This is a genomic window from Pseudomonas sp. DCA-1 (genome assembly GCF_046523955.1).
Classification (GTDB): domain Bacteria; phylum Pseudomonadota; class Gammaproteobacteria; order Pseudomonadales; family Pseudomonadaceae; genus Aquipseudomonas; species Aquipseudomonas putida_Y.
Genome location: NZ_CP169881.1, coordinates 600423 through 616918 on the forward strand (window position 1 = coordinate 600423; position 16496 = coordinate 616918).

Annotated in this window: 17 protein-coding genes; 13 read left to right on the forward strand and 4 right to left on the reverse strand. The window is 61.9% G+C overall.

The window, feature by feature from the left end:
• The first annotated feature begins 20 nt into the window (after positions 1 to 20).
• Positions 21 to 362, forward strand: coding sequence for a hypothetical protein (locus ACE4QZ_RS02980; protein WP_021782542.1), 342 nt, complete (start codon positions 21 to 23; stop codon positions 360 to 362).
• 69 nt (positions 363 to 431) lie between these two features.
• On the opposite strand, the gene ACE4QZ_RS02985 is transcribed toward ACE4QZ_RS02980, so the two are convergent.
• Positions 432 to 992: a WYL domain-containing protein gene (locus ACE4QZ_RS02985; protein ID WP_021782543.1), complete on the reverse strand. Its 561-nt coding sequence runs from the start codon at positions 990 to 992 to the stop codon at positions 432 to 434.
• A gap of 207 nt (positions 993 to 1199) precedes the next feature.
• Between ACE4QZ_RS02985 and ACE4QZ_RS02990 the strand changes: the two genes are divergently transcribed.
• The 8 genes from ACE4QZ_RS02990 to ACE4QZ_RS03025 all read left to right on the forward strand — a co-directional run bounded on the left by ACE4QZ_RS02990 (position 1200) and on the right by ACE4QZ_RS03025 (position 10583).
• Positions 1200 to 1994 carry a tetratricopeptide repeat protein gene (locus tag ACE4QZ_RS02990; RefSeq protein ID WP_017147865.1) on the forward strand — a complete coding sequence of 265 codons (795 nt, stop codon included), beginning with the start codon at positions 1200 to 1202 and terminating at the stop codon, positions 1992 to 1994.
• A 208-nt stretch (positions 1995 to 2202) separates the two neighbouring features.
• A complete protein-coding gene (locus ACE4QZ_RS02995) occupies positions 2203 to 2655 on the forward strand; it encodes a MarR family winged helix-turn-helix transcriptional regulator (protein ID WP_021782544.1) in 453 nt (150 codons plus the stop codon).
• Positions 2652 to 4739 carry an FUSC family protein gene (locus tag ACE4QZ_RS03000; RefSeq protein ID WP_021782545.1) on the forward strand — a complete coding sequence of 696 codons (2088 nt, stop codon included), beginning with the start codon at positions 2652 to 2654 and terminating at the stop codon, positions 4737 to 4739. The genes ACE4QZ_RS02995 and ACE4QZ_RS03000 overlap by 4 nt, the downstream gene beginning before the upstream one ends.
• Positions 4736 to 4948 carry a DUF1656 domain-containing protein gene (locus ACE4QZ_RS03005; RefSeq protein ID WP_003255905.1) on the forward strand — a complete coding sequence of 71 codons (213 nt, stop codon included), beginning with the start codon at positions 4736 to 4738 and terminating at the stop codon, positions 4946 to 4948. Before ACE4QZ_RS03000 ends, ACE4QZ_RS03005 begins: the two co-directional genes overlap by 4 nt.
• Positions 4945 to 5820 (forward strand): HlyD family secretion protein, encoded by an 876-nt coding sequence (locus ACE4QZ_RS03010; protein WP_003255903.1) that lies wholly within the window; start codon positions 4945 to 4947, stop codon positions 5818 to 5820. Before ACE4QZ_RS03005 ends, ACE4QZ_RS03010 begins: the two co-directional genes overlap by 4 nt.
• The gene (locus ACE4QZ_RS03015) at positions 5817 to 7232 is read left to right on the forward strand and encodes an efflux transporter outer membrane subunit (RefSeq protein ID WP_021782546.1); all 1416 of its coding nucleotides are present in this window, start codon (positions 5817 to 5819) and stop codon (positions 7230 to 7232) included. The genes ACE4QZ_RS03010 and ACE4QZ_RS03015 overlap by 4 nt, the downstream gene beginning before the upstream one ends.
• Positions 7233 to 7333: 101 nt before the next feature.
• Positions 7334 to 8221 (forward strand): RHS repeat-associated core domain-containing protein, encoded by an 888-nt coding sequence (locus ACE4QZ_RS03020; RefSeq protein WP_230849510.1) that lies wholly within the window; start codon positions 7334 to 7336, stop codon positions 8219 to 8221.
• 418 nt (positions 8222 to 8639) lie between these two features.
• Entirely contained in the window at positions 8640 to 10583 is a 1944-nt protein-coding gene (locus ACE4QZ_RS03025; protein ID WP_021782548.1) for an FTR1 family protein, read from the forward strand.
• Between the two features lie 62 nt (positions 10584 to 10645).
• Here ACE4QZ_RS03025 and ACE4QZ_RS03030 read toward each other — a convergent pair whose 3' ends face one another.
• Both ACE4QZ_RS03030 and ACE4QZ_RS03035 read right to left on the reverse strand, forming a co-directional pair.
• Positions 10646 to 10891 (reverse strand): TIGR02647 family protein, encoded by a 246-nt coding sequence (locus ACE4QZ_RS03030; RefSeq protein WP_021782549.1) that lies wholly within the window; start codon positions 10889 to 10891, stop codon positions 10646 to 10648.
• Between the two features lie 69 nt (positions 10892 to 10960).
• The gene (locus ACE4QZ_RS03035) at positions 10961 to 11263 is read right to left on the reverse strand and encodes a hypothetical protein (protein ID WP_021782550.1); all 303 of its coding nucleotides are present in this window, start codon (positions 11261 to 11263) and stop codon (positions 10961 to 10963) included.
• A gap of 148 nt (positions 11264 to 11411) precedes the next feature.
• Between ACE4QZ_RS03035 and ACE4QZ_RS03040 the strand changes: the two genes are divergently transcribed.
• A complete protein-coding gene (locus ACE4QZ_RS03040; protein ID WP_021782551.1) occupies positions 11412 to 12074 on the forward strand; it encodes a glutathione S-transferase in 663 nt (220 codons plus the stop codon).
• A gap of 124 nt (positions 12075 to 12198) precedes the next feature.
• Here ACE4QZ_RS03040 and argH read toward each other — a convergent pair whose 3' ends face one another.
• Positions 12199 to 13593 (reverse strand): argininosuccinate lyase, encoded by a 1395-nt coding sequence (argH, locus tag ACE4QZ_RS03045; protein WP_021782552.1) that lies wholly within the window; start codon positions 13591 to 13593, stop codon positions 12199 to 12201.
• A 297-nt stretch (positions 13594 to 13890) separates the two neighbouring features.
• Here argH and ACE4QZ_RS03050 point away from each other — a divergent pair, with 297 nt between their 5' ends.
• The 3 genes from ACE4QZ_RS03050 (at position 13891) to ACE4QZ_RS03060 (ending at position 16458) form a co-directional block, all read left to right on the forward strand.
• Positions 13891 to 14634 carry a LytR/AlgR family response regulator transcription factor gene (locus ACE4QZ_RS03050; protein WP_021782553.1) on the forward strand — a complete coding sequence of 248 codons (744 nt, stop codon included), beginning with the start codon at positions 13891 to 13893 and terminating at the stop codon, positions 14632 to 14634.
• A gap of 118 nt (positions 14635 to 14752) precedes the next feature.
• On the forward strand, positions 14753 to 15694 hold the full coding sequence (hemC, locus tag ACE4QZ_RS03055) for a hydroxymethylbilane synthase (protein ID WP_021782554.1): 942 nt from the start codon (positions 14753 to 14755) through the stop codon (positions 15692 to 15694).
• Positions 15691 to 16458 carry a uroporphyrinogen-III synthase gene (locus tag ACE4QZ_RS03060; RefSeq protein WP_021782555.1) on the forward strand — a complete coding sequence of 256 codons (768 nt, stop codon included), beginning with the start codon at positions 15691 to 15693 and terminating at the stop codon, positions 16456 to 16458. Before hemC ends, ACE4QZ_RS03060 begins: the two co-directional genes overlap by 4 nt.
• Positions 16459 to 16496 lie beyond the last annotated feature (38 nt).

Here is a 16496-nt window from a genome sequence, read left to right on the forward strand (position 1 = left end):
ACGTGACGAGGGACATCGCCATGTTCTACGTGCAACGCAACGCCGCCGGCCAGTTGCTGCGGGTGGAAGCAGCCGCGTTTGATCAGTTCACCGAAATACTCCCTTCAGACCATGCCGATATCCAGGAATGGTTTGCCGATGATGTTGTGGAAAACAGCCTCAACCAGCTCAAGCAAAGCGATCTGGACATGATCCGCGTGCTCGAGGACCTGATTGACGTGCTGACCGCCAAGGGCGTGTTCAAGATCACCGACCTGCCCGCCGGCGCGCAGGCCAAGCTGCTCAACCGTTCCACGGCGCGCAAGGCGCTCAGCAGCCTCAATAACCTGATTGACGAAGAAGAGCAGGGTGGGCTGATCTGACAGTGGGCTGGTCACCGCGACAGTCGCCGTCGGGCTGGTGTTCGGTGCCAGCGAAGAGGCCGGTACAGGCTAAAAATTCTGGTATTGAGCTGCCGCATTGCTCAGAATCTTGCCAATCTCTTCCCGCAAGCCGGCAGGCTGCTCTACTACCACCCCGTCCCCATGGCTCAACAGCCACCAGCGTAATGGCCAACCGTCACTTACCGTGCCGCGTAACCGATGCCCATGCTCCAGCGCCGTCAGTTGCATGTCGCTGCTCAATGGCGCATCCCGCAACTGCCGCGCCAGTGCATCGCTGATTCGCGCCACCAGCTCCACGCCCTCACCCTGCGATGGCTGCAACGCATCCCCTCGCAGATGTGTCAGCAAATCGAAATTACCGCGCAATTCGCCCACGGCACTGGCCGACCAGTGCCAACCGAACGGAATGCTCTTGTCATTGCGCTCCAGCGGGAATATCAGCGAAAGCTCATTGAGGTCACGCTCGACAGTGCGTTTGCTGACCGTGAAACCTACGTCACGCAGGCGCCAGACCAGCTCGGCGCTGGTTATGCCTGGGGAACGGCTGGGCAACTGGCGCAGCAGCGCCCACTGTCGGCTAAGGGTGGCGCGAGTGGTGGCGAACGGCAAAAGATAACGTCCTTGTCTAGGCTTGCCGCAATAGGATGGCGGCATGCGAGGGGCATGGCAATTGGCCACAGCCTGCTCAGATCAAGGAAGTCGCATTTGGTTGCCTCGTGCCGGTTCGTTCGCGACAGGTTTTGACGTGACATCACGCAGAATCACGCCTCATCACAGCCGAAGGTTGGGGTTGTGCGTCGTTCAATGAGGATGAACATGTCTGTTGCCAGCAATATCCATTCGCTACTTGCCCGCCTTCTGCCCGAGCGGGTCATCGCCCCTCCGGCCCCTGCAGGAAGGCGACAGCGGCTGTTCTCCGGTGTGGGCTTGCCCAGCCAGCGGTCGCTGCTGGTCAACCGCCTGGATGAGGCCAACGACCTGCAGGCGGTGTATGTCGACCTGCGCCGCCAGGCATTGCAAGGTAGTGTGTCCGCATTGAACGACCTCGGCTGGATCTGGCTCAACGGCAAGTACTGGCGGGCCGATACCGTGCTGGCCGGGCACCTGTTGCGCATGGCAGCCCTGCAGGGCAATGCTGCTGCCTGGTTCAACCTTGGCCAGCAGCACTACTTCGGCAAAGGCATCGACCCTTCCTATGTGCAGGCGGCGGAGTGTTACCGGCAGGCCTTCGACCGCGGCATGCTGCATGCGGCCGCTGCACTGGGTGACCTGTATGAGGAGGAGGTGTGCGACGGTGACCTGGAGTGGCAGGTTGACCTGGTGCAGGCCTACCAGTGGTTCATGCGTGGCGCCGAACAGGGCGAGGCACGTTGTCGTTTTGAAGTGGGCTACCGGTTGATGCATGGGCTGCACGTAGAGGCCAACCTCAAGGCAGCGCTGTACTGGCTTGAGCTGGCAGCAGCGGCGGGGGTGGTGCAGGCGGCAGAGGAGCTGGCGGTGCACTTCAGCAGCCGTGATGCGGTGCGGTATCAGGAGTGGCGGGACCGGGCGGTGCAGATGGGCAGCACATTGGCCTTGACCATGAAGCTGGAAGACCAGATCCAGCCCTGAGTATTTCTCTCCAGTGCTGCACAGGGATTGCGTAGATCCCGAACCCGGTGCAGCCCCTGTGTGCGGTTTTACCCGCGAAGCGCGTCACCACTGGCTGAAAAATGAACAACATTTAACCCCCAGCTATCCGTCGCCCCCTGTTGACGACAGGGGGATGTTGGGGCGTATATTGATAGTTAGCAAACTATGAATATATTTGGTTCTCTTCATGTCCCTTGATCTCCTGCGCCTGCAAGTCAGCAGTGGCATGGTGGTTGCTGCCCGCCACTGGCGGCGCATCTGTCATACCGCCTTGACCGGCTACGGCATTTCCGAGGCCTGCGCTGCGCCGCTGCTGATGATCGTGCGCCTGGGCGACGGTGTGCACCAGGTGGCTGTGGCCCAGGCCGCCGGCCTGGAAAGCCCGTCGCTGGTACGCCTGCTTGACCAACTGTGCAAAGCTGGCCTGGTGTGCCGCAGCGAGGACCCACTGGATCGCCGCGCCAAGGCACTGAGCCTGACGGCCGAAGGCCGTGCCCTGGCCGAAGCCATCGAAGCCGAACTGGTGCGCTTGCGCCGCGATGTGCTCGGCGGTGTCGATCAGGCCGACCTGGAAGCTGCCTTGCGTGTGCTTCGTGCCTTCGAGGCTGCCGGCCTGGGCAACGCAGGCGGGGTGGCATGAACGGTTTCTTCAGCTCTGTCCCTCCGGCCCGTGACTGGTTCTACGGTGTGCGCACCTTCGGCGCGTCCATGATTGCCCTGTACATTGCTCTGCTCATGCAACTGCCGCGCCCCTATTGGGCCATGGCTACGGTGTACATCGTTTCCAGCCCGTTCGTCGGCCCGACCAGCTCCAAGGCGTTGTACCGTGCCATGGGCACGTTGCTCGGCGCAGGCGGGGCGATCTTCCTGGTGCCGCCGCTGGTACAGTCACCCTTGTTGTTGAGCATCGCCATCGCCCTGTGGACCGGCACCTTGCTGTTCCTTTCGCTGAACCTGCGCACGGCCAACAACTACGTGCTGATGCTGGCCGGTTATACCCTGCCGATGATTGCCCTGGCCGTGGTGGATAATCCGCTGGCAGTGTTCGATGTGGCCTCTTCTCGCGCGCAGGAAATCTGTTTGGGAATTGTCTGCGCGGCAGTCGTCGGGGCTATCTTCTGGCCACGCCGGCTGGCGCCGGTGGTAGTCGGTGCCACCGGAAACTGGTTCACCGAGGCGATTCGCTACAGCGACACCTACCTGGCCCGCGATGTCAGTGCCGACAAGGTCGGCGGGATGCGCGGGGTGATGGTCACCACCTTCAACTCGCTGGAGCTGATGATCGGTCAGCTCGCCCACGAAGGTGCCGGCCCGCATACCCTGAAGAACGCCCGCGAATTGCGCGGGCGGATGATCCATCTGCTGCCGGTGATCGACGCCCTTGACGATGCACTGGTAGCCCTGGAAGGCCGCGCCCCGGCCCAGTTTGCCCAGGTTCAACCCGTGCTTGAAGCCGCTCGAGAATGGCTCAAAGGCACCGCCGACAGCGCTTCGGTAGCGCACTGGGCAACGTTGCACGAGCAGATCGGCCGCCTGCAGCCCGCTACAGCCGCCCTCGACCAGCGCGCCGAGCTGCTGTTGTCCAACGCCCTGTACCGCCTGACCGAATGGGCCGACCTGTGGCAGGACTGCTGCACCCTGCAGCACGCCCTGCGTACCGATGATGCCAAGCCTTGGCGTGCGGTGTATCGCCACTGGCGGCTGGGCCGCCTGACAGCGTTTTTCGACCGTGGCCTGATGCTGTACTCGGTAGCCTCCACGGTCCTGGCTATCGTGGTCGCCTGCGGCCTGTGGATCGGCCTGGGCTGGAACGACGGCGCCAGTGCGGTCATCCTCGCGGCAGTTGCGTGTAGCTTCTTCGCCGCTATGGACGACCCAGCACCGCAGATCTACCGGTTCTTTTTCTGGACGCTGATGTCGGTCATCTTCTCCAGTCTGTACCTGTTTTTGGTACTGCCTAACCTGCACGACTTCCCGATGCTGGTGCTGGCCTTTGCCGTACCTTTCATCTGCATAGGTACCCTGACTGTACAGCCGCGCTTCTACCTGGGCACCTTGCTGACCATCGTCAACACGTCGACCTTCATCAGCATCCAGGGCGCCTACGACGCCGACTTCTTCACCTTCCTCAACTCCAACCTTGCCGGCCCCGCGGGCCTTCTGTTCGCCTTTATCTGGACCCTGGTGATGCGCCCGTTCGGCGTGGAGCTGGCGGCCAAGCGCATGACCCGCTTCGCCTGGCGCGACATCGTCGAAATGACCGAGCCCGCGACCTTGGCCGAGCACCGCCAGGTTGGCGTACAGATGCTCGACCGCCTGATGCAGCACCTGCCACGCCTGTCGCAAACCGGCCAGGACAGTGGCGTGGCACTGCGCGACCTGCGCGTAGGGTTGAACCTGCTCGACCTGCTGGCGTACATGCCGCGCGCCGGCCAGCAGGCTCGCGAGCGCCTGAACACTGTGGTCGAGGAAGTCGGTGCGCACTACGCCGCCTGCCTGCGTGCTGGCGAACGCCTGCATGCCCCGGCCGCACTGTTACGCAACATGGAACGCGCTCGCCTGGCGCTGAACCTGGACGAGCTGTACGAGCGCGGTGATGCCCGCACCCACCTGCTGCATGCCCTGAGCGGCCTGCGCCTGGCGCTGCTGCCGGGTGTGGAGGTGATGCTCGAGCCAGCTGAACAACCGCAACTGCCCCCCGGCCTCGACGGAGCACCCCTGTGATTGGTGAACTGGATATCAGCGGGGTGTTCCTGCCCACGCTGCTGGTGATGATGTTTGGCACCTACCTGCTGTTCCTTGGGGTGCACGCGGTGCTGGTGCGCCTGCATTTCTACCGCCTGGTCTGGCACCGGGCGTTGTTCAACGTTGCTCTGTATGCCGTACTGCTTGGTGCGGTGGACCACTTTTGCCGAAACCTGATGCTGCCATGAAAAAACCTATGCTGACCTTGGGCCGTGTGGTCCTGACCTTGCTGGTAGTGACCTTCGCCGCCGTGCTCGTGTGGCAGATGGTGGTCTACTACATGTTTGCCCCCTGGACCCGTGACGGCCACATACGCGCCGACGTGATCCAGATCGCCCCCGATGTGTCGGGATTGATCCAGAAGGTCGAGGTGCGCGACAACCAGACCGTCAAACGTGGCGACGTGCTGTTCACCATCGACCAGGACCGCTTCACCTTGGCCCTGCGTCAAGCCAAGGCAACCCTTGGCGAGCGCCAGGAGACCCTGGCCCAGGCTTCCCGCGAAGCGCAGCGCAACCGCAAGCTGGGCAACCTGGTGGCCGCCGAGCAACTGGAAGAAAGCCAGTCCCGCGAGGCCCGTGCCCGTTCAGCCGTCAGCGAGGCGCAAGTGGCTGTCGATACTGCCCAGCTCAACCTTGACCGCTCAGTGGTGCGCAGCCCGGTAGACGGCTACCTCAACGACCGCGCGCCGCGTAACCACGAGTTCGTCACCGCCGGCCGCCCGGTGCTGTCGGTGGTCGATAGCGCCTCGTACCATGTCGATGGCTACTTCGAGGAAACCAAGCTTGGCGGTATACACATCGGCGATGCCGTGGACATCCGTGTGATGGGCGACAATACCCGCCTGCGCGGCCATGTGCAGAGCTTTGCCGCTGGCATCGAAGACCGCGACCGTAGCAGTGGCGCCAACCTGCTGCCCAACGTCAACCCGGCGTTCAGTTGGGTACGCCTGGCCCAGCGCATTCCGGTGCGCATCGCCTTTGACGAAGTGCCGCAAGACTTCCGCATGATCGCCGGGCGTACTGCCACGGTGTCGATCATCGAGGGCCAGCGCCCATGAAACAGCTGATCCTGGCTGGCCTGTGCCTGTCGCTGGGGGCCTGCATGATGGTGGGCCCCGACTATGAGGTGCCTGGGGATGCGGCCGTGCAACGCAATGACCTGAACGGCCCGCTGCGCCAGGATGCCGACAGCGTCGTGTCGGCGCCGGTCCCCGAGGACTGGTGGCAGCTGTATCAGGATCAGCGGCTGAACGAGCTGGTGCGTCAGGCGCTGAGTGCCAACACCGAACTGCGCGTGGCGGCGGCCAACATCGCCAAAGCTCGCGCCCAGGTGGAGGTGGCGGAATCGCAAGGCGGCTTCAACGGTGGCGTCAAACTCGGCGCTCAGCGGTTGCAAGAGTCGGGCGAAGCCTTCCTGCAGCCTGAGAAGGTGCCGGTAGCCAACATCGGTGAGGCCATCATCAGTGCCTCGTACCAGTTCGACCTGTGGGGCACCTTCAAGCGTGGTACCGAGGCTGCCAAGGCAAATGCCGACGCAGTGCAGGCCGCTGCCGACACTGCCCGCATCACGCTTGTGGCGGACGTGGTCAAGGCTTATACCCAGGTGTGCTCGGCCAACGAGGAATACCACATTGCCCGTGAGTCCCTCGATTTGCAGGAGCAAAGCGTGAAACTCAACCAGCGCCTGCGCGATGCTGGGCGTGGCGATGAAACCCAGGTCACCCGCTCGCAGACCCAGTTCAAATCCTTGCGTGCCGAACTGCCACGCTTCAAGGCCGAACGCGAGACGGGCATGTACACCCTGGCCGCGCTGCTGGCCAAGCCGGTCGACCAGTTGCCTGCCGGTACCGCCGATTGCGCCGAGCTGCCGCACCTGAACCAGCTGGTCCCGGTGGGCGATGGCGCGGCCCTGCTCAAGCGCCGCCCCGACGTGCGCCAGGCCGAACGCCAACTGGCTGCCGCCACCGCCTATATTGGCGTAGCCACTGGCGCTTTGTACCCGGACATCAGCATTGGCGCCCAGGTTGGCACCATCGGTATCCTGGAGAACCTTGGCGAGCCTTCGACCAACCGCTGGGGTTTTGGCCCGCAGATCAGCTGGAGCATCCCCACCAACGGCACCCGTGCCCGCATTCGCATGGCCGAAGCCTCGACCCAGGCGGCGCTGGCGCATTTCGATGGCGTGGTGCTGAACGCCATTCGCGAGACCCAGACCCGGTTGGCGCAGTACAGCGCCTTGCTCGATCGGCGCGATGCGCTGGCCGAGGCGGAGAGGTCGGCGAAAGAAGCGGCGGATCAGACGCACCGGTATTACCAGGCGGGGCGTGAGTCGTTCCTGGCGGATTTGCAGGCGACGCGGACCTATACCGATATGCGTGCGCAGTTGGCGGCGGCGAACAGCCAAGTGGCAATGGGGCAGATTGGGGTGTTTCTGGCGTTGGGTGGTGGGTGGAAGGAGACGGACAGGTAATCACTGGGACTTAATTAATACTATCAATATTGCTAGTGGCGGATACCCCTGTGTTTGAGCAAGATGTGGAGTCTGAACTTATGTAGATGGAGGATACAGGGGTGAAAAGCCATGTGAATTACTCGCCTTATGGGTATCCGGGGCCAGGTGCTTTGAACTGTGTGCTTGGGTTCAATGGAGAGTATCGAAGTGATCTCTCAGGCTTCTACGTTCTCGGTAGAGGCGTCCGTTCATTTTCCTCCATCCTCATGCGCTTTTTGAGCCCGGATCCATATAGTCCATTTTCACTAGGTGGTTTGAATATCTATGCTTACTGTGCCGGCGATCCGGTTAATCGAGTCGACCGAAGCGGCTATTTTTTTTCAGCCGCCATGACACAAAAAATTCATCGTTGGCGGATTAGCGCGCAGCTCACTGTAACGTATCGTTATGCGCCTACCTCTAAGCAGTTCATTGATAGCCAGGCAGCCGGAATTGCGAAAAATTATGGTGGCTCCTTAATATCTACGTCATTTAAACAGAATCGTTTAAGAGTCATCGATAATGTGCAGAGGCTCGGCGTTCAGCATCCCAGAGAGCTAGGCGACATTGTTCGAAATATGGTGATTTTGCCTCAAGAACAGATGTCCAGTGCCGCAAAGGACCTTGGGCGAATTTTCAAGTCAAAACCTCGAAATTTCAGCGGTACGGCAGCGGGTTATCGAGGAATTCATGTCCGTTATAGTCCCCGTGGAAGAGTTCATGGCGAGACGCAGTTTCATACCAAGCAGCAAGCTTTCGCGATACTTCCTGAGAATGTAGCGCGCCCCGTGATAGGCGCAGACCTATACGATGCTTGGTCCTCCAAAGCTCAAGCTCAGGGATTTCATCCGGGGCAGGCCCACGAGCTTTATGAGATCTTCAGGGTGAGCGGTGACTCAAATAATATTAGGGAAATTTCCTTGGCGAACAGTAGGGCATATTGGTCATTTATTGAGTCCTTAAATTAGGAAGTGTGTGAGCACAGTCATCATCTCCGATCTGTTCTGCCAGCAGCCAAGCATGCTGCTCGGCTGTACTGGTTATCTGCCCGTCGAATCTGAAATGGGAGATGGCCAAAATTGCTGATAGTGCCGCGCGGATACTAAGCGAGATGGTCAAGGCGCTGATCGATGATATGGAGCAAGTGGTGAACAAGGTGCGTCAATAGCCTTTAAGAACCTGAGCCCGTTGTGCGGCCCATCGCTGGTAAGCCAGCTCCCACATGATCAGAACAGGTTTTGAGGGCGCTGCAATACCTGTGGGAGCAGCTTGCCTGCGATCCAAAGGCAAAGCGCTCGGCCAACCCTCCCGCTTCACCTAATTTGCAGCAAGATTTTTCATGAAATCCGCCCTGCGGCCTTGAGCGAAGCAAAATGTAAGTGAACAATGTTCTCTTTCGCATTCCCTCCGAGACTGGCCATGAATTCCCGTTTCCGTCTACTTGCCTGGCTACCGGCTGTGTTGCTTGGCCCGGTGCTGGCGCTGTGCAGTAACCTGGCGCTGGCAGAAGCCCCCGCCGAGGCCATCAAGGCCTTGCATTTGCTCGATTACATCGGTGCCGACTACCCGCCGACCGTACAAGACGGCAAGGTGATCGACGATGGCGAGTATCGCGAACAACAGGAGTTCAGCGCGGTATTGGCCGATCTGCTCAAAGGCCTGCCGGCAAATGCTGAGCAAAATGGTCTGGAGCAAGGTGTTCAAGCGCTACGCCAAGCCATCGACCAACGCCAGGAGGGCGCCGCAGTCGCAAAACAGGCCCGGCAGCTGGGTGCGCGACTGGCTGTGGCCTACGAGGTCAGCCAGGCACCGGTGATTACCCCGGACCCAGCCCGCGGTGCTGCGCTGTACGCGCAAAACTGCTCGATTTGCCACGGCGAAACCGGCGCCGGCGATGGCCCGGCTGGCGTGGGCCTGGAGCCTGCACCCGCCAACCTGCGCGATGTTTCGCGCCTGGACCAGTTGAGCCTGTTCGACCTCTACAACACCCTGGCCCTGGGTATCGACGGCACCGAAATGCCGTCGTTTGCCGACCAGCTGGACGATCGCCAGCGCTGGGACGTGGCCGCGTACATCGCCAGCTTCACCGCCAAGCCGGAAGCGGGCAAGGGTGACAAGGCCTGGAACCTCGCCGACCTGGCTCGCCAGACGCCGGCCGAAGTCGCCGCCAACGAAGGCACTGCGGCCGTCGAGGCATTCCGTGCCCAGCGTGCTCAACCGCCGCAAGTAAAGCGCGGCCCTGCGCAATTGCTCGAATACACGGCCAGCACACTGGACAAGAGCCTGGCGGCCTACCGCGCAGGCGACCACGATCAGGCCTATGACCTGTCGGTGGCGGCCTACCTGGAGGGTTTCGAGCTGGTGGAAAGCTCGCTGGACAACATCGACACCCAGGCGCGCAAGGACACCGAAAAAACGCTGATGGCCTACCGTCAGTCCTTGCAGGACGGCTTGCCCGTGGCCCAGGCCGAACAGCGTCTGGCCGACGCCAAAACCAAGCTCGAGCAGGCGGCCAAGCTGCTGGGCAGCGATGGCCTGAGCTGGACGCTGAGTTATATCTCCGGTTTGCTGATCCTGCTGCGTGAAGGCCTCGAGGCGATTCTGGTGCTGGCGGCGATCCTGGCCTTCCTGCGCAATACCGGGCAGCAGTCGGCAGTACGCAGCGTCAACATCGGCTGGGGCCTGGCGCTGGTTGCCGGCTTCGCCACCTGGGCGCTGGCAGCCTATGTGATCGATGTGGGGGGGGCTCAGCGTGAGCTGCTGGAAGGCGGCACGGCCCTGTTCGCCGCGGTGATGGTGCTATGGCTGGGGGTGTGGATGCATGACCGCCGCCATGCAGCCGCCTGGAAGGACTACATCAAGAGCAGCCTGGTCAGCGGCGGCGGGCGCTTCGGTTTTGCTGTGCTGGCCTTTTTCTCGGTATACCGCGAATTGTTCGAAGTAATCCTGTTCTACGAGACCCTGTGGCTGCAGGCAGGCCCTGCCGGGCATCAAGCGGTGCTGGCGGGTGGTGCGACGGCACTGATGCTGCTGGTGGGCCTTGCCTGGGTGATTTTGCGGGGTTCGGCCAAGCTGCCGCTTTCGCTGTTCTTCAGCATCAACGCCGCGCTGCTGTGCGCGCTGTCGGTAGTATTCGCCGGGCATGGCGTGAAGGCGCTGCAAGAGGCCGGCGTGCTAGGCACACGGCCGGTGGCGTTCTTCGAGTTCGATTGGCTGGGGATTCATGCCGATGCCTACTCGCTGTCGGCGCAGGCGGTGGCGTTGCTGGCCATCGTGCTCCTCTACGGCCGCTCGTGGCTGGCGGAAAGGCGCAGTGCTGCGGCCAACTGAGTGGAGCGTGCGCGGTCCCACAGGGACCGCGCAAGGCCTCAGATCTTGCGCAAGCCTGATGCTCAGGCCGGCTGTGGCGCCTTGAGAATGTTCTGCAGCAGTTGGACACTTTCAACGGCGTCATGACCCAGACTGGTCAGGTAGCCGCCATCCGGTTGATCGGTCAGCCCCTTCTCATGCAGGCGTTGTGCAGCCGCGATCAGGGCGGGGGATGCGGTGCTGGTTATCTTGATGCCTTCCTGGCTGCTGTCGTGTTTGAACAGCGCGAGTACTTCCAGTTCGTCGATCAGATCGGGGGTAAAAGGCATGGCAGCTCCTGACTTCCAGACAAGGATGGCGGCACCGTCAGCGGTGCCTGATCTTCGAGTGTAGCCGGGTTATTCGTCGTCGCCTTGATCCATCTCAGGCGGCAGCTCCGGCAGTGCCCGCAGAGCGTTCTCATACCACTCGCCGTTGAACGCACGGTCCTCTACCAGCATGTTGTCGATTTCGAAGGCCAGCACATGGGCCATCAGGTTCAGAATGTCTTCACGCTCATAGCCAACCAGCGTCAGCTTGTTGAAAGTGGCCTTGGCCGCAGGCGGCTCGCCGCTCTCGATCTGGTTTTCGATGGCTTGGGTCAGCGTGGCCTCGGCGAAGGCTTCGTCGTCGTCATTGCCGATGTCGGTGGGCTCGCTCATGGCGGTACTCCTAGGATGGGATGCAACAGTGTGCCATGCCTATGGCGGCAATGCCCGAGCATTGACGCGGTGCATGACGCTGGTCAGCGGCAGGCGTTCAGTCTATAAAAGCCAGGCCAACTCCTTACGGCCTGGAGGCTGTTACCTCATGCTCAAGCTTCATGGATTCTCGGTCAGCAACTACTACAACATGGTCAAGTTGGCCCTACTGGAAAAAGGTCTGCCCTTCGAGGAAGTCACCTTCTATGGCGGCCAGGCGCCACAGGCGTTGGAAGTGAGCCCGCGGGGCAAGGTTCCGGTGCTGCAGACCGAGCAGGGCTTCCTCAGCGAAACCAGTGTGATCCTCGACTACATCGAACAGACCCAAAGCGGTAAGGCACTGCTGCCGGTCGACCCGTTCGAGCAGGCCAAGGTGCGTGAACTGCTCAAGGAAATCGAGCTGTACATCGAGCTGCCGGCGCGTACCTGCTACGCCGAGTCGTTCTTTGGCATGTCGGTCGAACCGCTGATCAAAGAGAAAGCGCGTGCTGACCTGCTGGCAGGTTTTGCCACGCTCAAGCGCAACGGACGCTTTGCACCCTATGTGGCGGGCGAGCAGATGACGCTGGCAGACCTGATGTTCTGCTTCTCGGTCGACTTGGCCAACGCGGTGGGCAAGAAGGTGCTGAACATCGACTTCCTGGCGGACTTCCCGCAGGCCAAGGCGTTGCTGCAGCTGATGGGCGAGAACCCGCACATGGCGCGGATCTTGGCGGACAAGGAAGCGTCGATGCCGGCCTTCATGGAGATGATTCGCAGCGGTAAACGCTGAGTCTGGTGTTGTGCCCTTCGCGGGCATGCCCGCTCCCACAGGTCTGCACCGCTATTGAAACTTGTGCAATATCTGTGGGAACGGGCGTGCCCGCGAACGAGGGCGAAGCCCTCGCCTTGGGGAGTTAGCGAGACGCCAACAGGGCCTTGCCACGAACAACGGCAGCGCGCACCTGCGCCGGCGCCGTACCACCAATGTGGTTACGGGCGTTCACCGAACCTTCCAGCGTCAGCACGGCAAACACGTCCTGCTCGATCTGGTCGCTGAACTGGCGCAGTTCGTCCAGGCTCATCTCGGCCAGGTCCTTTCCAGTGTCCACACCATACTTCACCGCGTGGCCGACGATCTCGTGGCAGTCACGGAATGGCAGGCCACGGCGAACCAGGTAGTCGGCCAGGTCGGTAGCGGTGGAGAAGCCGCGCAGGGCCGCTTCACGCATGATGGCGTGCTTGGGTTTGATCGCCGGGATCATGTCAGCAAAGGCCCGCAGCGAGTCGCGCAGGGTGTCGGCGGCGTCGAACAGCGGTTCCTTGTCTTCCTGGTTGTCCTTGTTGTAGGCCAGCGGTTGGCCTTTCATCAGGGTCAGCAGGCCGGTCAGGGCGCCGAACACGCGGCCGCTCTTGCCGCGTACCAGCTCTGGCACGTCCGGGTTCTTTTTCTGCGGCATGATCGAGCTGCCGGTGCAGAAGCGGTCCGGAAGGTCGATGAACTGGAACTGCGCGCTGGTCCAAAGCACCAGCTCTTCGGAGAAGCGCGAAAGGTGCATCATCGCCACGCTGGCAGCGGCGCAGAATTCGATGGCGAAATCACGGTCCGACACGCCATCCAGCGAGTTGCCGGCCACGGCTTCAAAGCCCAGCAGCTTGCAGGTCAGTTCACGGTCGATCGGGTAGGTGGTGCCGGCCAGTGCGGCGCTGCCCAGTGGCATGCGGTTGGTGCGCTTGCGGCAGTCGACCAGGCGCTCATAGTCGCGGCTGAGCATTTCGAACCACGCCAGCAGGTGGTGACCAAAGGTGACCGGCTGCGCCGTCTGCAGGTGGGTGAAACCAGGCATGATGGTTTCGGCTTCACGCTCTGCCTGCTCCAGCAGGCCCTGCTGCAGGCGGGTGATTTCGCCCAGGATCAGGTCGATTTCGTCACGCAGCCAAAGGCGGATGTCGGTGGCCACCTGGTCGTTGCGGCTACGGCCGGTGTGCAGCTTCTTGCCGGTGATACCGATGCGGTCGGTCAGGCGTGCTTCGATGTTCATGTGCACGTCTTCGAGGTCGACACGCCAGTCGAAGTTGCCGGCTTCAATCTCGCCCTGGATGGTTTTCAGGCCATCGATGATGGTGTCGCGCTCGTCATCACTGAGCACGCCGACCTGCGCCAGCATGGTGGCATGGGCAATCGAACCCATGATGTCGTGACGGTACAGGCGCTTGTCGAAATCTACCGAGGCGGTGAAGCGGGCGACGAAGGCGTCGACGGGCTCACTGAAGCGGCCGCCCCAGGACTGATTGGTCTTGTCGGTGCTCATGGATTCACTCATTGCAGGCGTGAACGAAAAAGTGGCGTCGATGATAGCAGGGTTGGGCTGGCTGCCGCAGGGCGCCGGTCGAGAGAAATGCCCGGAAAATCGCAGAGAAGGATTTCAAGGAATGAACGGCAGTGTTCCACGGACCGTCTACAGTTGGACAAAGGACTGGCAGTGAATCTGCCGGGCCGAGTGAATCTTTGGCCATCGCACCGGTCTAGAGCGTGACCGCAGTGTCGCTCGAACCACACCTGTCTACGCTATACCTGTGCGAGACTCATTCAGGAATCCAGCGCAATTATGAATGTCCTGATCGTTGATGACGAACCCCAAGGCCGTGAACGCCTCAGCCGGCTGCTCGGCGAACTGGAGGGGTACACCGTGCTGGAGCCCAGCGCCACCAACGGCGATGAAGCCTTGGCGCTGATCGAAAGCCTCAAGCCCGATGTGGTCCTGCTGGACATCGGCATGCCAGGCCTGGATGGCCTGCAGGTCGCCGCTCGCCTGTGCGAACGCGAGGCGCCGCCCGCGGTGGTGTTTTGCTCCGGGGATGATGAATACGGTGCAGAGGCATTCAAGGACAGTACCCTCAGCCATGTGACCAAGCCCTTCCAGGCGCAGGCCTTGCGCGATGCCTTGCGCAAGGCCGAAAAACCCAACCGTGCCCAATTGGCGGCGCTTACCCGGCCAGCCAATGAAGGCGGCGGCCCTCGCAGCCATATAAGCGCCCGCACGCGTAAAGGCATCGAACTGATCCCTTTACCCCAGGTGATCTATTTCATTGCCGATCACAAGTATGTGACCTTGCGTCACGAAGCCGGGGAGGTGCTGCTTGACGAGCCGCTCAAAGCCCTGGAAGACGAATTCGGCGAACGCTTCGTGCGCATCCATCGTAATGCGTTGGTCGCCCGTGAGCGTATCGAACGCTTGCAGCGCACCCCGCTGGGGCACTTTCAGCTGTATCTGAAAGGCCTGGACGGCGATGCCTTGACCGTCAGCCGTCGCCATGTGGCCGGTGTGCGCAAGATGATGCAGACGCTCTGAGGCCCTCGGATCCAGGCCGCTCCTGCACCTGGCTGCGTATGACCTGTTGATCCGTATCTGCAAGCGATACCGGCGATGCTGTTATCATCGGCGGTATTTCTCTGGATCGGGGCGTTTCATGTCCACTCGCGAAATCCGCATTGCCACCCGTAAAAGTGCTTTGGCCCTGTGGCAGGCCGAATACGTCAAGGCCCGCCTCGAGCAGGCCCACACCGGTCTGAAGGTGACCCTCGTACCCATGGTCAGCCGTGGTGACAAGTTGCTCGACGCGCCGCTGGCAAAAATCGGCGGGAAGGGCCTGTTCGTCAAGGAACTGGAAACCGCGCTGTTGGACAACGAAGCCGACATCGCCGTGCACTCGATGAAAGACGTGCCCATGGACTTCCCCGAGGGCCTGGGCCTGTACTGCATCTGCGAGCGTGAAGACCCGCGTGATGCCTTCGTTTCCAATACCTTTGACAGCCTTGAAGCGCTACCCGCCGGCAGTATCGTCGGGACCTCAAGCCTACGCCGTCAGGCCCAGTTACTGGCGCGCCGCCCGGACCTGCAAATCCGTTTTCTGCGCGGCAACGTCAATACCCGCCTGGCGAAGCTGGATGCCGGCGAGTACGACGCCATCATCCTCGCCGCAGCGGGCCTGATCCGTCTGGGCTTCGAAGACCGCATCACCTCCACCATCAGCGTCGATGACAGCCTGCCGGCAGGTGGTCAGGGCGCGGTGGGCATCGAGTGCCGCAGTGCCGACGTTGAGATCCATGCACTGCTGGCGCCACTGCACCATGTCGACACCGCTGACCGGGTGATGGCCGAGCGCGCGCTGAACAAACGCCTGAATGGTGGCTGCCAAGTGCCGATCGCCTGCTACGCGGTACTTGAAGGTGACCAGTTGTGGCTACGTGGCCTGGTCGGCCAGCCTAGCGGCGGGACCTTGCTGGTGGCCGATGCCCGTGCCCCGCGTGCTGCTGCCGAGACCTTGGGCGTACAGGTGGCCGAAGACCTGCTGGGGCAGGGCGCCGAGGCCATTCTCAAGGAAGTCTACGGCGAGGCCGGTCATCCGTGAGCCAATGGCGCCTGTTGCTGACCCGGCCTGCCGAGGACTGTGCGGCGCTGGCGCAAAGCCTGGCGGCAGCGGGCGTGGGTAGCAGTTGCCTGCCTCTGCTGGAAATTGAACCTATTACCGTGCAGGCCCCACAGCGACTGTCGCTGGAGGGCTTGCATGACTTCCAGGCGATCCTTGTGGTCAGCAAGCCGGCCGCCCGGCTGTTGCTAGAGCATCTGGCCCAGGCCAGCATCCAGCCTCCGCAGCGAGGCTGGTTCACCGTGGGTGAGGCTACCGCTGGGGTGCTGCAGGGTGCAGGGCTGGAGGTAAGCTTTCCGCCGCGTGGCGATGACAGCGAAGCCTTGCTGGCACTGCCGGCCCTGCGCCAGGCACTTACCGAGCCGGCACCGCGTGTCTTGATCGTTCGCGGCGTCGGAGGTCGCGAACTGCTGGCAGAGCGTCTTGCAGAGCAAGGTGCTAGTGTCGAATATCTGGAACTGTATCGTCGCTGCCTGCCGGCCTACCCGGCGGGTACGCTGATGCGCCGCATTGAAGCGGAACGCCTCAATGGCCTAGTGGTCAGCAGTGGGCAGGGTTTTGAACATTTGCAGCAGATGGCCGGTGCCGATTGGCTGCGGCTGGCCCAGTTGCCGCTGTTCGTGCCCAGCCCGCGGGTTGCCGAGCAGGCCAAGGCCGCCGGGGCCCAACAGGTTGTGGATTGCCGTGGCGCCAGTGCCACGGCCTTGCTGGCAGCCGTGCAGCGTAGCGCTGCACCTGCCTCTTAAGGCGCTAAGCTGAATGCGGTGCGCCCCCATGCAAAGGA

Coding starts and splice junctions, on each gene's coding strand:
- ACE4QZ_RS03015 (WP_021782546.1), top strand. CDS start 5,817: ATGAAACAGCTGATCCTGGCTGGCCTGTGCCTGTCGCTGGGGGCCTGC.
- ACE4QZ_RS03050 (WP_021782553.1), top strand. CDS start 13,891: ATGAATGTCCTGATCGTTGATGACGAACCCCAAGGCCGTGAACGCCTC.
- ACE4QZ_RS03025 (WP_021782548.1), top strand. CDS start 8,640: ATGTTCTCTTTCGCATTCCCTCCGAGACTGGCCATGAATTCCCGTTTC.
- ACE4QZ_RS03035 (WP_021782550.1), bottom strand. CDS start 11,263: ATGAGCGAGCCCACCGACATCGGCAATGACGACGACGAAGCCTTCGCC.
- ACE4QZ_RS02995 (WP_021782544.1), top strand. CDS start 2,203: ATGTCCCTTGATCTCCTGCGCCTGCAAGTCAGCAGTGGCATGGTGGTT.
- argH (WP_021782552.1), bottom strand. CDS start 13,593: ATGAGCACCGACAAGACCAATCAGTCCTGGGGCGGCCGCTTCAGTGAG.
- ACE4QZ_RS03030 (WP_021782549.1), bottom strand. CDS start 10,891: ATGCCTTTTACCCCCGATCTGATCGACGAACTGGAAGTACTCGCGCTG.
- ACE4QZ_RS03010 (WP_003255903.1), top strand. CDS start 4,945: ATGAAAAAACCTATGCTGACCTTGGGCCGTGTGGTCCTGACCTTGCTG.
- ACE4QZ_RS02990 (WP_017147865.1), top strand. CDS start 1,200: ATGTCTGTTGCCAGCAATATCCATTCGCTACTTGCCCGCCTTCTGCCC.
- ACE4QZ_RS02980 (WP_021782542.1), top strand. CDS start 21: ATGTTCTACGTGCAACGCAACGCCGCCGGCCAGTTGCTGCGGGTGGAA.
- ACE4QZ_RS03000 (WP_021782545.1), top strand. CDS start 2,652: ATGAACGGTTTCTTCAGCTCTGTCCCTCCGGCCCGTGACTGGTTCTAC.
- ACE4QZ_RS03040 (WP_021782551.1), top strand. CDS start 11,412: ATGCTCAAGCTTCATGGATTCTCGGTCAGCAACTACTACAACATGGTC.
- hemC (WP_021782554.1), top strand. CDS start 14,753: ATGTCCACTCGCGAAATCCGCATTGCCACCCGTAAAAGTGCTTTGGCC.